We start from the raw sequence: 441 nt of genomic DNA on the forward strand, positions 1-441 counted from the left end.
ATAGATAGCTGTAGCCGATGCATCTTTCAATACTTCCATCGACTCAATATCTTCCTGGTTTACTTCAAAGAAACCAGCACGCACCAAACCATCAACAAGAATCAATGGCGAGCCCGTACCATTATAGTTGGTACCGCCACGCAATACAATGCTCGGCACAGCACCGGGACGACCCGATGTTTGTTGCACACGCAAACCCGGAATAGTTCCTGCCAATGCAGAAGCCGGGTTTGAACGCACACCGGTTTGCAACACTTTTGGATCAAGCTTGCTAACCGACCCCGTGATCTTCGATTTCTTTTGCGTACCAAAACCCACCACTACCACTTCATCCATTTTTGTTGCAGATGGAGCAAGCGTAACAGTGAGATCGTTCGCAGTTTCAATTTTTACTTCCTGCGCAATAAAACTTACGCCTGAAAAAACAAGCACATCGCCGAT

General features: G+C 46.9%; 1 protein-coding gene. It reads right to left on the reverse strand.

Annotation, left to right across the window (positions count from 1 at the left end; translation table 11 throughout):
- Positions 1-441, reverse strand: a 441-nt coding sequence (locus ENE75_RS26075) for a TonB-dependent receptor plug domain-containing protein (RefSeq protein ID WP_158289103.1), incomplete at both ends; no start/stop codon positions are given.

The organism is Rubrivivax albus, assembly GCF_004016515.1.
Classification (GTDB): Bacteria; Pseudomonadota; Gammaproteobacteria; order Burkholderiales; family Burkholderiaceae_C; genus Rubrivivax; species Rubrivivax albus.